Raw genomic sequence first — 12,874 nt, 5'->3', positions numbered from 1 at the left:
TTCCGGACGGCACTCCGGCGCACGGTTTCCCGAAGTTTCCGGACGGCACGCCCGGGCGCGGTGTGCCTCGTCTGCCTGATGGCACTCCCGCGCATGGTGCACCGAGCTTCCCTGATGGCACGCCGGCCCAGGGCGTTCCGCGTTTCAGCGAGGGAACCCCGGCGCGCGGTGTGCCGCGTCTGCCCGACGGCACTCCCGTGCGCGGTGTCCCGAGGATTCCGGACGGCACCCCCGCGCACGGTGCCCCGAGGATTCCGGACGGCACCCCGGCGCGCGGTGTCCCGAGGCTTCCGGACGGCACGCCCGCGCACGGTTTCCCGAGGCTTCCCGATGGCACCCCCGCGCACGGTGCCCCCCGTTTCGGTGAGAGCGCGTCTGCTCGTGGTGGGCATCCCGAGCAGCGGGAAGCCGGCGGTGGCTGGGGTGAGTTCGCGGGGGCGGCCGGTCCGGGGGTGGTGCTTCCGCGGCCGCGGCCGGCCGGGCCGGGGGCGGGTTCCGGGCCCCGGCAGGAGTACCTCGACGCCTTCGCCGACGGGCGGGCCGGCGGCGTCGGTCTCGACGACGACGTCGACGTCTTCGCGCCCCGCCCGGGCAAGCCCCGCCCCGACGAGGAACACCCGGCCGACGCGCCGGAGGCCGACGCCGGCGACGCACCCCCGGCCGGCTCACCCGGGCCGCGCCCCTCCGGTGTGCCCGCGCAGCGCCCCGGCGGCAAGGGCCGGGCCTTCACCGGGATCGCGGCGGCCGCCGTCACCACCGTGCTCGCGGTGGTCGTCGCCGGACAGGTGACCGCATCGCGGCACGACGGCGGACAGTCGGGCTCCGCCACCGGCCAGGCCCGGGACGCGCGCACCTCCGGCGGGAAGACCCCCTCCGCCCCGCCCGGCACGGTCACGCTGTCGTACGAGCAGAAGATGGACCGGAAGTACCCGCTGAGCGCCACGCTGAAGGGACCGGGGAAGTTCGACGCGGTGCCCGGTTTCGCCAAGGCACCCGGTACCGGGCAGAAGTACACCTACCGGGTGGACGTCGAGCAGGGGCTCGGCCTGGACGGCGAGCTGTTCGCCGAGGCCGTGCAGAAGACCCTGAACGACGACCGCAGCTGGGCCCACGGCGGCGCCCGTACCTTCGAGCGGATCTCCTCCGGCAAGCCCGACTTCGTGATCACGCTGGCGAGCCCCGGTACGACGGCCCAGTGGTGCGCCAAGTCCGGGCTCGACACCGCGGAGGACAACGTCTCCTGTGACTCCGCCGCCACCGAACGAGTGATGATCAATGCGTACAGGTGGGCCCAGGGAAGCAAGACATACGGCGACAAAATGTACGCATACCGGCAGATGCTGATCAACCATGAGGTCGGCCACCGGCTCGGCCACGGCCATGTGACGTGCCAGAAGAACGGCGAACTCGCCCCCGTCATGCAGCAGCAGACCAAGTTCCTCGACCATGACGGAATCCACTGTCTGCCCAACCCCTGGCCCTATCCCAGGAGTTGACAGTCACCGCTCATGTCACATTGACATGAGCCCTGACTTCGTTCATATTTCTGCACATGTGGTCTAGTCATGCCGTCCGTGAGAGCTCAGCCATAGAGCTGGCGCTCATCGGCGTGACCGCGCTCTGCGTGGCCGACATCCACTGTCGCTGACGCCGCCTCCCTGGCGTTCGCGTCGCGATTCTTCTTCCTTCTCTTCCGACCGTGCTCCGTCCGTGACCCTGTCGCGGACGCACGGGCCTTTCGACGACCCGACGCCGGGGCCGACGTCTGCCCGCAGTCGTCTCACTCCTCGTCCATCAGTCTCAGTATTCGAGAGGTCGTCATTCCGATGCGTCAACCGTCCGTCATAGCGCGCCGCGTGGCAGCGGCATCCGTCAGCCTGGTCGTGGCAGCGGGCGTCGCCGCCTGCGGCCCGAAGGACAACGATGCCAAGGGCTCCGGTGGCGACTCCACGCCCCACAAGGGCGGCACCCTCACGGTGCTGAACTCCCAGCCGCAGACCGACTTCGACCCCGCCCGCCTCTACACCTCCGGCGGCGGAAACGTCCCTTCGCTGGTCTTCCGCACCCTCACCACCCGCAACCGCGCGAACGGCGCGGCCGGCACCAAGGTCGTCCCCGACCTCGCCACCGACACCGGGCGCCCCAGCAAGGACGCGACGGTGTGGACGTACACCCTGAAGAAGGGGCTCAAGTACGAGGACGGAACGCCGATCACCTCGGCCGACATCAAGTACGGCATCGAGCGCTCCTTCGCTCCGGAACTCTCCGGCGGTGCGCCCTACTTGAGGGACTGGCTGGTCGGCGCGGCCGACTACCAGGGGCCGTACAAGGACAAGAAGGGGCTCTCGGCGATCGAGACACCCGACGCGCGGACCATTGTCTTCCATCTCGACAAGCCCGAGGGCGAGTTCCCGTACCTCGCCACGCAGACGCAGTTCACCCCGGTGCCCAAGAGCAAGGACAACGGCACCAAGTACGAGGAGCACCCGGTCTCGTCCGGCCCCTACCGGGTCGTCAAGAACGAGAACGACGGTGAGCACCTGGTCCTCGAACGCAACACGTACTGGTCGACGGCCGTCGACGACCAGCGCAAGGCCTACCCGGACACCATCGACGTCCGCTCCGGCCTCGACTCCTCGGTGATCAACCAGCGGCTGTCCGCGTCTCAGGGTGCGGACGCGGCCGCGGTCACCACGGACACCAACCTCGGCCCGGCCGAGCTCGCCAAGGTGAGCGGCGACAAGGAGCTGGCCGCGCGCGTGGGCACGGGGCACTTCGGCTACACGAACTACATCGCGTTCAACCCGACCGTGAAGCCGTTCGACAACCCGAAGGTGCGTGAGGCCATCGCCTACGCCGTCGACCGGTCCTCGGTGGTCAACGCGGCCGGCGGCAGCGCGCTCGCCGAGCCCGCCACCACCTTCCTGCCCGACCAGAAGTCCTTCGGCTACACGCCGTACGACCCGTTCCCGGCCGGTACGTCCGGCAACCCGGCCAAGGCCAAGGACCTGCTCGCCCAGGCCGGTTACAAGAACGGGCTTACGGTGACGCTGACCCACTCCAACGCCAAGGACTTCGAGACCAGCCCGGAGATCGCGACCGCCCTCCAGGACGCGCTCAAGAAGGCCGGCATCACGGTCAAGCTGCAGGGCCTGGAGGACAACGACTACCGGGACAAGATCCACGGCGTGAAGACCGAGCCCGGTTTCTTCCTCGCCCACTGGGGTGCCGACTGGCCCTCCGGCGGTCCGTTCCTCGCCCCGATCTTCGACGGCCGGCAGATCGTCAAGGACGGCGCGAACTTCAACACGGGCCTGCTCAATGACAAGTCGGTCAATGACGAGATTGACGCGATCAACAAGTTGACCGACCTTGACGCGGCCGCCCAGCGCTGGGGTGCACTGGACAAGAAGATCGGCGAGAAGGCCCTCGTCGTGCCGCTGTTCCACCCGGTCTACAAGCGTCTGTACGGCAAGGACGTCAGGAACATCGTCATCAGCGACTGGACCGGCGTGCTGGACATCTCCCAGGTCGCGGTGAAGTAGCGCCGTGAGCGAGGCACTCGTCGCCGTCGAGGCCGCCGGGACGGACGCTTCCGTCCCGGCGGCCTCGGGGGCCCGTCAGTTCTGGCGGCGGCTGCGCGCGCAGCGCGCCGCCCTGGTCGCCGCGGCCGTCGTCGCGCTGCTCGTCCTGGTCGCGCTCGCCGCCCCGCTGCTCACCGCGCTGGAGGGCCAGGACCCCACCACCTACCACCCGTCCCTGATCGACTCCGCGCGTGGCGGCGTGCCCATCGGTTCCCTCGGCGGCATCGGCGCCGACCACTGGCTGGGCGTCGAACCGCAGACCGGCCGCGACCTGTTCGCCCGGCTGGTCTACGGGGCGCGGGTGTCACTGGGCGTCGCGCTCGCGGCCACGGTGCTGCAGGTCGTCATCGGGGTCGCGGTCGGTGTCGGTGCCGCGCTGGGCACCCGATGGGTTGATCAACTGTTGAGCCGGGCTACCGACGTCATCGTGGCGATGCCGCTGATGATCATGTCGTTGGCGCTGCTGGCCATCGTGCCCCCCGGGTTTCCGCGGCCGGTCCTGGTCACCCTGGTCGTCGGCCTGATCGGCTGGGGCACCATCGCGAAGATCGTGCGGGCGCAGACGCTGTCCCTCAAGGGGCTCGACTACGTCTCCGCCGCCCGGCTGAGCGGCTGGGGCGCCTGGCGGGTCGCCCGCCGCGAACTGCTGCCCGGCCTCGCCGCGCCGGTCATCACCTACGCCGCCCTGCTGGTGCCGATGAACATCTCCGTCGAGGCGGCGCTGTCCTTCCTCGGCGTCGGCGTGAAGCCGCCCACCCCCTCCTGGGGACAGATGCTGACCGCCGCGGACGTCTGGTACCAGGCCGCGCCGCAGTACCTGCTGCTGCCGGCCGGCGCCCTGTTCGTCACCGTCCTCGCCCTCACCGTCCTCGGCGACGGTGTGCGCACCGCACTCGACCCGCGCGCCGCCTCCCGCCTGCGCGTCGGCACCGGCCGCAAGGACGTCGAGAACGCCAGGAGCGAAGACGTCAAGACCGCCAAGAGCGAGAAGGAGGCCTCCGTATGAGCGGCTTCATGAGCGGCTTCGGCGGATTCCTGCTGCGCCGCGCCGTCGGCGCGGTGGTCACGCTGCTCGCCATCTCGGTGATCGTCTACGTCGTCTTCTACGTCACCCCCGGCAACGTCGCCCAGATCACCTGCGGCCCGCGCTGCTCACCGGTACAGGTGCACCAGGTCGCCGAGCAGCTGAAGCTGGGCGACCCCCTCTACCTGCGCTACTGGCACTTCCTGCAGGGCCTGTTCGCCGGCCAGGACTTCTCCACGGGCACCGCGGTCGAGCACTGCGCCGCGCCCTGCCTGGGCCAGTCGTACCAGACCGACCAGCAGGTCCTGGACATCATCCTGACCAAGCTGCCGGTCAGCCTGTCGCTGGTCCTCGGCGCCATGGTGGTGTGGCTCGTCCTCGGCGTCGGCACCGGTGTGCTGTCCGCGTGGCGGCGCGGCCGGGTCTCCGAGCGCGTACTGACCGCGATCACCCTCGCGGGCACGGCCACGCCCGTCTTCGTCATCGGCCTGGTGCTGATGATCGTCGTCTGCGGCGAACTGCAGCTGCTGCCCTTCCCGCAGTACGTGAACTTCTCCGACGATCCTGAGCAATGGGCCTGGAACCTGCTGCTGCCCTGGCTCTCGCTCGCCCTGATCGAGGCCGCGGCCTTCGCCCGCCTCACCCGCGCGGCCATGCTGGAGACCCTCGCCGAGGACCACATCCGCACCTTCCGGGCGTACGGCGTCGGGGAGCGCTCCGTCGTCGGCCGGCACGCCCTGCGCGGCGCCCTCGCGCCCGTGATCGCGCTGAACGCCAACAACGTCGGCTCCGCCGTCGGCGGTGCCGTCCTCACCGAGACCCTGTTCGGGCTGCCCGGCATCGGCCAGGAGCTGGTGCACGCGGTCAACGTCGTCGACCTGCCGGTGGTCGTCGGCATGGTCCTGGTCATCGGCTTCTTCGTGGTCCTCGCCAACGCCGTCGCGGACGTCCTGTACGCGGTGGCCGACCGACGGGTGGTGCTCGCATGAGCCTGGTGGACGTCACGGACCTGACCGTCGAGTTCGGTTCGCTGCGGGCCGTGGACGGCCTCTCCTTCAGGCTCGCGAAGGGAGCCGCGCTGGCCCTGGTCGGCGAGTCCGGCTCCGGCAAGTCCACGGTCGCGGGCGCCCTACTGGGCCTGCACCGCGGCACCGGAGCCCGGGTCACCGGCTCGGTCCGCGTCGCCGGCACGGACGTACAGGCGGCTGTGGACGAGGAATTGCGGCGCCTGCGCGGTGCCAAGGCCGCCATGGTCTTCCAGGACCCGCTGTCCTCGCTGGACCCGTACTACGCGATCGGTGACCAGATCGCCGAGGTCCACCGCGTGCACACGCGCGTGTCGCGCCGCGCCGCACGCGCGCGTGCCGTGGAGGTGCTGGAGAGGGTTGGAATTCCGGACGCGGTACGGCGGTCCCGGTCCCGGCCGCACGAGTTCAGCGGCGGCATGCGCCAGCGCGCCCTCATCGCCATGGCCCTCGCCTGCGAGCCCGACCTGCTGATCGCCGACGAGCCGACCACGGCCCTCGACGTCACCGTCCAGGCCCAGATCCTCGACCTGCTGCACACGCTGCGCGAGGAGACCGGCATGGGCCTGCTGCTCGTCACCCATGACGTGGGCGTCGCCGCCGAGAGCGTGGACGACGTCCTCGTCATGCGGCACGGCAGGGCCGTCGAGCACGGCCCGGTCGGCACGGTCCTCGCGGCGCCCGTCGAGGCGTACACCCGGGAGCTCCTCGACGCCGTCCCGCGCGTGGACACCCGCCGCACCGCCTCCCAGGCCTTTGACGAGGTCGTGCTGGAGGCCACCGGGCTGCGGCGCGAGTTCGGGCGCGGCAGGGGGGCGTTCGCGGCTGTGGACGACGTCTCGCTGACCGTCCGCCGCGGCGAGACGCTCGGCGTGGTCGGCGAGAGCGGCAGCGGCAAGACCACCCTCGGCCGCATGCTCGTCGGGCTGCTGGAGCCGACCGCCGGCGCGATCCGCTACGAAGGGCGCCCGCACACCGGCGTGAACCCGGCCGTGCAGATGGTCTTCCAGGACCCCGTCTCCTCCCTCAACCCCCGCCGCAGCGTGGGTGAGTCCATCGCCGACCCGCTCCGCGCGCGTGGCGAACAGGACGAGCGGCGCATCCAGGGGCGCGTGACGGAACTCCTGGAGCGCGTGGGGCTCGAGAAAGCGCACTACGACCGCTACCCGCACGAGTTCAGCGGCGGCCAGCGCCAGCGCATCGGCATCGCCCGGGCGCTCGCCGCCGAACCGCGCGTCATCGTCTGCGACGAGCCGGTCTCCGCGCTGGACGTCACCACACAGGCCCAGGTGGTCGGGCTGCTCGGCGAACTCCAGCGGGAGCTGGGCCTCGCGCTGGTCTTCATCGCCCACGACCTCGCCGTCGTACGGCAGGTCAGCGACCGGGTCGCGGTGATGCGCCGGGGCCGCGTGGTCGAGTGCGGGCCCGCCGACGAGGTGTACGACAGCCCGCGCGAGCCGTACACCCGGCAGCTCCTGGCGGCCGTACCGGCGCTCGACCCCGAGCTGGCGGCACAGCGGCGCGCGGCGCGGCGGGAACCGGCCGTGGCGTAACGTTTCGTGCACGGTTGATCGCCGGGTGAGGCCTTAGCGCGGCCGAACGCGACCCGCACGCGAAAGTTACGACCGTTCACCCCTTTTGGTGGCGCGATGGACAACCGTCCGTCGCGCCACCGCCTTGTGCGCTTACGTTCGTCCCGCTGCGAGCCGCCAGTGCAACGGCGGCTCACCGGACGGGAGATCGGGGGTGCACACGTGCGCATCGGACTGCTTACGGCAGGCGGCTACCCGTATGTGAGCGGTGACGCCGGACTCTGGTGCGACCGGCTCGTGCGCGGGCTCGACCAGCACGAGTTCGACATCTACGCGCTCAGCCGCAGCAGGCGCCAGGAGGACGACGGCTGGGTCCCGCTCCCGCCGCAGGTCAGCGGGGTGCGTACGGCGCCGCTGTGGACGGCCGAGGACGACGGGGTCGCCTACTCACGGCGCGCGCGCCGGCGCTTCACCGAGTGCTACGGCGAGTTGCTCGCCGCCGTGTGCGCCGGGCCCGGAGCCGCCTCCGAGGAGACGTCCAACGATCTGACGGACCGTTTCGGCAGCGCCCTGTACGGACTCGCCGAACTCGCCCGCGACGAGGGCGGCCTGGTCCGCGCCCTGCGCTCGGACGCCGCCGTGCGCACCCTCGAACGCGCCTGCCGCGCCCCCGGCGCGCTGCGCACGGCGCGCGAGGCGCGCGTACCCGATCTGCTCACCGTCACCGCGCACCTCGAACGCGCCCTGCGCCCCCTCTCCCTCGACTGGTACGGCGACGACGGCCTCGGCGCGGCCGACCTCTGCCACGCCGCCGCCGGCGGCTCCGCGGCCCTCCCCGGGCTGCTCGCCCGGCACTTCTGGGACGTGCCGCTGCTCGTCACCGAGTACGGCGTGCAGCTCCGCTCGCACTACCTGGCCCTCGGCCCGGACACCGCGCCCCCCGCCGTACGCGCGCTGCTCGCCGCCTTTCAGGGTCGGCTCGCCACCGAGGTCTACCGGCGTGCCGAGGTCCTCACCCCCGGCAACGCGCACGTCCGTCGCTGGCAGGAACGGTGCGGCGCCGACCGGGCCCGGATCCGCACGGTCTACCCGGGCATGGACGCCACCCGCTTCGCGGAGGTCGGCGAGGCCCCGGACCGCGCCGACCCCGGCACGCTGGCCTGGGTCGGGCGCGTCGAGCCCGCCAAGGACCTGATCTCGCTGCTGCACGCCTTCGCCGAGGTCCGCAAGGAGGAGCCCAAGGCGCGTCTCAGGATCGTCGGCGCGCCCTCCGGGCCCGAGGGCGCGGCCTACCTCGGCCACTGCCGGGCACTCGCCGCGCAGCTCTTCCCGGACGAGGCGGAGGGCGTGCACGCGGTGGGTTCCAATCCCGTCTCCTTCGAGGAGATCGGCGGCCCGGAGGCCCCCAGCCTGGCCGAGGCGTACGCCGCGGGAGCGGTCGTCGTCCTCTCCAGCGTCGTCGAGGGCTTCCCCGTCGGCCTGATCGAGGCCATGTTCTGCGGCCGGGCCACGGTGTCCACCGACGTCGGCGCGGTGGTGGAGGTCATCGGGGGCACCGGACTCGTCGTGCCCCCGCGCAATCCGCGGGCGCTCGCCGAGGCGTGCGTGGCGCTGCTGCGCGACCCCGAGCGCCGTGAGCGCCTCGGCGCCGCCGCACGCGCCCGCGCGCTCGAACTGTTCACCGTCGAGCAGAACATCGCGGCATTTCACGGCATTTACCTGCAGATCGTCTCGCACTGTCCGGTCCGCCGGGTCGTCCTCGACGAGGCCGGCGAGCCCCTGCCGTTCGCCACTCCCGCCGAGTCCCACGTCCCCGGCCGCTGGACCGGCCCCACGGCCCGCGTCCTGCCCCGGAGCGTCCCCGGCTGGGTCACGGCCCCACCGGTACGCACGACACGACTGGCCGCCGCAGAGGGGGCGTGATGGACACACGTGACGACGGCATGGGCACAGACGGCGCTGGGGTAGTGGCCGACCGTATGGGCACAGACGGCGCTGGGGTAGTGGCCGACCGTATGGGCACAGACGGCGCTGGGGTAGTGGCCGACCGTATGGGCACAGACGGCGCTGGGGTAGTGGCCGACCGTATGGGCACAGACGGCGCTGGGGTAGTGGCCGACCGTATGGGCACAGACGGCGCCGGGGTAGTGGCCGACCGTATGAGCGGAGACGGCGCCGGGGTAGTGGCCGACCGCATGGGCGCAGACCGTGCCGGAGCGATGGCAGACCGTGCGGGCGCGGACCGCACTCGGGCGGTGGCCGAGTTGAGCGAACGGGGCGCGCCGGGGGACCTTCGGCTGCTGAGCGCGGGGGTATCAGGGGAGTGGTTCGAGTCGGAGCCGGGCGGTGCGGAGGCCGGGACCGTCGAGACCTCGTCGGCGCCGTCCGCCACGGGGGCCGGCGAGACCTCGTCGGGGCCATTCGCCGTCGTGTCCGATGCGCGAGGTGCCGCCGGTGCCGTCCAGCCGGACGGACGGCCGGGCCGTCCCGGAGCGCTCGCCGGGGCCGCGGCCACTCGGGCGGAACCGGACGACTCGCCGTTGAGCAGCTCACGGTCCGGCGATCAGGAGTCGGGCACGAGGCGCGTCGCCATGCCCCGGCGGGGCGCCGTCGACCCCGTGAAGGCCCTGCTGCACCGGCACCGTGAGCTGTGCGAGCGGGCCGTGGACCCCTTGGAGATCGCAGCCGGGCTGGAGGCGCACGGCGTCACCGACCGGACCGCCGCCCGCTTCCGCCACCGCGATGTCTTCTCGCTCGCCGAGGAGCTCTACGCGCGCGTGCCCCGCACCGGCGAGCCGGTCCCGGAGGCCGAGCCCCTGCCCCTGCCCGTGCCCCGGGTGCGCGCGGTCTGGATCCTGCTCACCCTCCTGCCCGGCGCCCTCGGAGCGGCCACCGTGGCCGGACTGCGCCTGACCCAGGCACACCCCCGCCTCCTGACCGCCGTCCTCGGCATCATCGCCGTGGCCCTCGCCACGCGTGCCGCACTGCGCCACGGCCCCCTCGCCGGCACACCCCGCACGCGCGCGTGGCGCACGGCGAACGGGACGCGCGCGTGGACCCTGTGGCTGCTGGGCTACGCCCTCCTCGGCGACGGCCTCCTCCGCGCCGTCGTGACCGGTGGCCCGGACGCCCTGCCGACCGGCGCCCCGGACGGGCCCTGGCCCACGGCCCTCGCGCCCACCCTGGCCCTGACCCTGGCCTGTGCCCCGGCGGCCTGGTGCGCCCACCTGCTCAGCGCGGGCGCCCGCCGCAGACTCGCCGGCAGCCGGGGCCTCGAGGACTTCACGGCCGCCGCCAAGCCGTTGCTGTTCGGCGCGTTCACCCTGTTCCTGGGCGCGCTCACCGCCCTGCTCCTGACGTGCGGCGCTGTCCTGCACGAACCCGTGGCCTACCCGCAGACCCTCGCCCTCGGTGCCCTGTTGCTGCTCGCCCGCCTCCTCACCGTGCACGGCCACCGGCACGCCCCGGCCGTGGCGCTCGGGGCCGCGGCGGCCACGGAGGCCCTCGCCCTCGCCCTGCCGTCGGCCGGGAGGCTGCCGGGCTGTGCCGTCCTGACGGCGCCCGTAAGGGCTCTTCTGGACACCTGGGGAGAGGCCGCCGTCCCCGTCCTCGCCTGCGGCACGGCCGCGCTGGCCCTGCTGTTCCACGCCAGCCGCACCCTCACCCGGGCCTCGGCGCACGCGCCCACGGGAGCGCCCGACTGAATCTCCCGCCGCCGGCCCGAACCGCAGCCGGCGGCGACCGCACCACCCGTTTTGAAGGAGAACGCCAGATGACCACCTCCCGACCCGGAGCGTCCGGTGCCCCCGGAGCCGCCGGCACCGCAAGCGCGGGCGGGCCCACCGCACCCTCTCGGCCCAGCACACCCTCTTGGCACGCAGCATCCAGTGGCCCCTTCGGCCACATTCGTTCCGTCCGTCACCTCGGCCCCGCCGGTCACGCCGGCGCCGACACCCCGGGAGTCGTCCGATGAGGGTCCTGCTGATCGGAGCCAACGGATACATCGGCCGCTTCGTCGCCGACCGCCTGCTCGCCGACCCGGCCGTGCAGCTCACCGCACTCGGCCGCGGCGACGACGCCGACGTCCGCTTCGACCTCGCCAGCGGCAGCCCCGGCGCACTCACCCGCTTCCTCGACGCGGTCCACCCCGGGGTCGTCATCAACTGCGCCGGCGCCATCCGCGGCGGTGCCCGCGAACTGACCCGGCACAACACCGTGGCCGTCGCCACCGTCTGCGAGGCCCTGCGCCGCAGCGGCTGCGGGGCCCGTCTGGTGCAGATCGGGTGCAGCGCCGAGTACGGGCCGAGCCAGCCCGGCTCCTCCACCGCCGAGGACGCCGTACCGCGCCCCGGCGGCCCGTACGGTGTGAGCAAGCTCGCCGCGACGGAGCTGGTCCTCGGCTCCGGACTGGACGCCGTCGTGCTGCGGGTCTTCTCCCCGGCAGGCCCCGGCACCCCGGCCGGCTCCCCGCTGGGCCGGCTCGCCGAGGCGATGCGGCGCGCCATGCAGTCCGGCGACGGCGAGCTCAAGCTCGGCGGCCTCGGCGTGCAGCGCGACTTCGTGGACGTACGCGATGTCGCCCGCGCCGTGCACGCCGCCTCGCTCTCCGCCGCGCAGGGCGTCATCAACATCGGCTCCGGCCGCGCCGTCCGCCTCCGCGACGCCGCCGCCGTCCTCGCGCGCGTGGCCGGATACGGCGGCGCCCTGCACGAACTCGACGCCCCGCCCGGCCCGTTGCGCAGCGCGATCGGCCACCCCCGCGCCGACTCCGACCACGCGGCCCCGGCGGCGTACCCGTACCCGGACGGCTGCGGCAGCTGGCAGCAGGCCGACGTGCGCACCGCGCGGGACCGGCTCGGCTGGCGGCCCCGCATCAACCTCGAGGAATCCCTGGCCGACATCTGGATGGAGGCGGCATGCCGCATCTGACCAGCACCACAGCAGGCGCCACGAGCACCGGCCTGCGCACCGCCATCGGCGTCCCCGGCTACGCCCACCCGCTCGTCGCCCCCGCCCAGTGGGCCGAGCTCGCCCGCCCGGGCATCCCGCTGGACTGGGTCGTCCTGAACGTGGCCGCCGGCCCCGGCACCCGGCCGGACCCGCACTGCCTGGAGGCCGCGGGCCGGCTGCGGGGTGCGGGCGTCCGGGTCCTCGGCCACCTGGACCTCACCCATGGCGGCCGTGCCCTCGCCGACCTGCTCTCCGATGCCCACCGTTACCTCGACTGGTACCGGGTCGACGGCTTCCTGCTGGACCGCTGCCCCACCGACCGCACGGCGCTCACCGAGGTCCGCCGCGCGGTCACCACGCTCCGCATGATCAGTGACTCTGCCCACATCGTCCTCGGCCACGGCACCCACCCGCACCCCGGGTACGCGGAGAACGCCGACCAACTGGTGACCTTCTCCGGCTCCTGGTCCGACTACCGCTGGTCGCAGGTCGCCGAGTGGACCGCCGACTATCCGCCGGACCGCTTCTGCCACTTCGTGCACGGAGTGCCCCGCGGCCATCTGGAGGAGGCGCTGCGCATCGCCCGCTGGCAGGGAGCGGCGACGATCTACTTCACCGACCGCACGGACCGCGGGGGCCGCATCGACCCCTGGGAGACCATGCCCGGCTACTGGGACGAAATCGTCTCGCGTGTCGGAACAGGTGTCTCGGAATGAAGAAGGCCGTGGCAGTGTTACGAGGAGAACAACTGTAGTGATT

At 72.8% G+C, this 12,874-nt stretch carries 10 protein-coding genes; all 10 read left to right on the top strand.

What is annotated here, in order from left to right; genetic code table 11:
* Positions 1-170: 170 nt before the first annotated feature.
* The 10 genes from ABB07_RS13490 (at position 171) to ABB07_RS13450 (ending at position 12,831) form a co-directional block, all read left to right on the top strand.
* Positions 171-1,496 (top strand): DUF3152 domain-containing protein, encoded by a 1,326-nt coding sequence (locus ABB07_RS13490; protein WP_244189348.1) that lies wholly within the window; start codon positions 171-173, stop codon positions 1,494-1,496.
* 56 nt (positions 1,497-1,552) lie between these two features.
* Positions 1,553-1,648 (top strand): Ms4533A family Cys-rich leader peptide, encoded by a 96-nt coding sequence (locus tag ABB07_RS41750; protein WP_341845882.1) that lies wholly within the window; start codon positions 1,553-1,555, stop codon positions 1,646-1,648.
* A gap of 178 nt (positions 1,649-1,826) precedes the next feature.
* On the top strand, positions 1,827-3,545 hold the full coding sequence (locus ABB07_RS13485) for an ABC transporter substrate-binding protein (RefSeq protein WP_208898939.1): 1,719 nt from the start codon (positions 1,827-1,829) through the stop codon (positions 3,543-3,545).
* 4 nt (positions 3,546-3,549) lie between these two features.
* Positions 3,550-4,590, top strand: a complete 1,041-nt coding sequence (locus ABB07_RS13480) for an ABC transporter permease (RefSeq protein WP_244189347.1) — start codon at positions 3,550-3,552, stop codon at positions 4,588-4,590.
* A gap of 8 nt (positions 4,591-4,598) precedes the next feature.
* Positions 4,599-5,597 carry an ABC transporter permease gene (locus ABB07_RS13475; protein WP_208903421.1) on the top strand — a complete coding sequence of 333 codons (999 nt, stop codon included), beginning with the start codon at positions 4,599-4,601 and terminating at the stop codon, positions 5,595-5,597.
* Positions 5,594-7,186 (top strand): dipeptide ABC transporter ATP-binding protein, encoded by a 1,593-nt coding sequence (locus tag ABB07_RS41520; RefSeq protein ID WP_208898938.1) that lies wholly within the window; start codon positions 5,594-5,596, stop codon positions 7,184-7,186. The genes ABB07_RS13475 and ABB07_RS41520 overlap by 4 nt, the downstream gene beginning before the upstream one ends.
* 201 nt (positions 7,187-7,387) lie before the next feature.
* Entirely contained in the window at positions 7,388-9,088 is a 1,701-nt protein-coding gene (locus ABB07_RS13465) for a DUF3492 domain-containing protein (protein ID WP_244189345.1), read from the top strand.
* A 695-nt stretch (positions 9,089-9,783) separates the two neighbouring features.
* Complete coding sequence (locus ABB07_RS13460) at positions 9,784-10,869, top strand: hypothetical protein (protein ID WP_208903420.1); 1,086 nt, start codon at positions 9,784-9,786, stop codon at positions 10,867-10,869.
* Positions 10,870-11,134: 265 nt separating this feature from the next.
* The gene (locus ABB07_RS13455; RefSeq protein ID WP_208898936.1) at positions 11,135-12,094 is read left to right on the top strand and encodes an NAD-dependent epimerase/dehydratase family protein; all 960 of its coding nucleotides are present in this window, start codon (positions 11,135-11,137) and stop codon (positions 12,092-12,094) included.
* Entirely contained in the window at positions 12,082-12,831 is a 750-nt protein-coding gene (locus ABB07_RS13450) for a spherulation-specific family 4 protein (RefSeq protein ID WP_208898935.1), read from the top strand. The genes ABB07_RS13455 and ABB07_RS13450 overlap by 13 nt, the downstream gene beginning before the upstream one ends.
* Positions 12,832-12,874 lie beyond the last annotated feature (43 nt).

The organism is Streptomyces incarnatus (assembly GCF_001027185.1).
GTDB classification, from domain to species: Bacteria; Actinomycetota; Actinomycetes; order Streptomycetales; family Streptomycetaceae; genus Streptomyces; species Streptomyces puniciscabiei.
This window is presented reverse-complemented; position numbering and strand designations above follow the sequence as displayed.

Bases quoted from the DNA above. Each gene is read 5' to 3' on its own strand.
- ABB07_RS41750 (WP_341845882.1), top strand. From the start codon at position 1,553: ATGTGGTCTAGTCATGCCGTCCGTGAGAGCTCAGCCATAGAGCTGGCG.
- ABB07_RS13455 (WP_208898936.1), top strand. From the start codon at position 11,135: ATGAGGGTCCTGCTGATCGGAGCCAACGGATACATCGGCCGCTTCGTC.
- ABB07_RS13475 (WP_208903421.1), top strand. From the start codon at position 4,599: ATGAGCGGCTTCGGCGGATTCCTGCTGCGCCGCGCCGTCGGCGCGGTG.
- ABB07_RS41520 (WP_208898938.1), top strand. From the start codon at position 5,594: ATGAGCCTGGTGGACGTCACGGACCTGACCGTCGAGTTCGGTTCGCTG.
- ABB07_RS13450 (WP_208898935.1), top strand. From the start codon at position 12,082: ATGCCGCATCTGACCAGCACCACAGCAGGCGCCACGAGCACCGGCCTG.
- ABB07_RS13485 (WP_208898939.1), top strand. From the start codon at position 1,827: ATGCGTCAACCGTCCGTCATAGCGCGCCGCGTGGCAGCGGCATCCGTC.